Below are 1,045 nucleotides of genomic sequence, written 5' to 3'. Positions count from 1 at the left end.
AATTGTTTACAATGGTTTAGGACTAGAACATGGATCATCTCTTTTCCATTCATTACATGAATCTTCGAAGTCTTTTTCAGTTGGAGCTTGTCTCTTAGGGGAAAACAAGGAGTTCGTAATCAATGTAAATGAAGTGCCAGATCCGCATGTTTGGCTCGATCTCAGTCTAATGGCAAAGGTTATACATCCCTTGGCTGAACGTCTGTCTGAGATCTTCCCTGAAGATAAAAGAGATTTGATTTTTCAAAGAGCGGGAGATGTCAAGCAACGGTTTCTCTCGTCTGACAGAATGATTCGTGCTTTACTTGATGAAGTTCCAATCGAAAAACGTTATCTTGTGTCATCACATTCGGCCTTTTGTTACTTTGTTCGTTCTTATTTTGGAACTGAACAAGAGAGCCAAGATGGTTCGTGGAGGAAAAGGTACACCTCTCCTGAAGGTCTTGCTCCAGAGTCGCAGGTAAGTTTCTCAACTCTTAAGGAAGTGTTTGAGTTCATGTTAGAACACAATATCACTGTTTTATTCCGAGAGGTGAACGTTCCTTCACTTGCACTGTCTCGTTTGATTTCTATGGCTTCTCAACAAGGATATAAAGCCCGACTTGCAGATCGTTTTATGCATAGCGACTCTTTTCCTGATTTTTCAGTGATGCAAGATCCTCTTGCAGGTTATCTAGATGTAGTTGTGGAAAATGCTAGGATTTTTCGTGACGAGATAATGGAGGGTTATTAGTGGGTCAAGATGTTCCATTCTCTGTTTCTCAGCTTTCTTACTCATATGATGAAGTTCCTGTGCTACGTAAAATTAGCTTTTCTGTTCAATCTGGAGGCAGTTTAGTTGGTATTATTGGTCCTAATGGTGCTGGCAAGAGTTCTTTTTTGAAATGCGCTGTTGACATCCTAAAACCTCAATCAGGATCATTTTCTTTTTGGGGGAGGTCGTTTGATGAGCAAAGAAGTAGGATCGCCTATATTCCACAAAGGACCTCAGTTGATTGGAGCTTCCCAATTACAGTTTCTGAAGTTGTTCAGATGGGATCTCTTG

Annotated in this window: 2 protein-coding genes; both read left to right on the top strand. The window is 40.6% G+C overall.

Features of this window, described 5'->3' with window-relative positions:
- Positions 1-733: metal ABC transporter solute-binding protein, Zn/Mn family (locus GCCT14_RS05140; RefSeq protein ID WP_108624472.1), on the top strand; the 733-nt coding region annotated here is incomplete at its 5' end.
- Positions 733-1,045 (top strand): ATP-binding cassette domain-containing protein (locus tag GCCT14_RS05135; RefSeq protein WP_157952654.1); only part of this gene is annotated, 313 nt, incomplete at its 3' end. The genes GCCT14_RS05140 and GCCT14_RS05135, both read left to right, overlap by 1 nt.

It is taken from the genome of Candidatus Similichlamydia epinepheli, assembly GCF_003056015.1.
The sequence above is the reverse complement of the archived record's forward strand: the minus strand, read 5'-3'. Positions and strand labels throughout refer to the sequence as shown.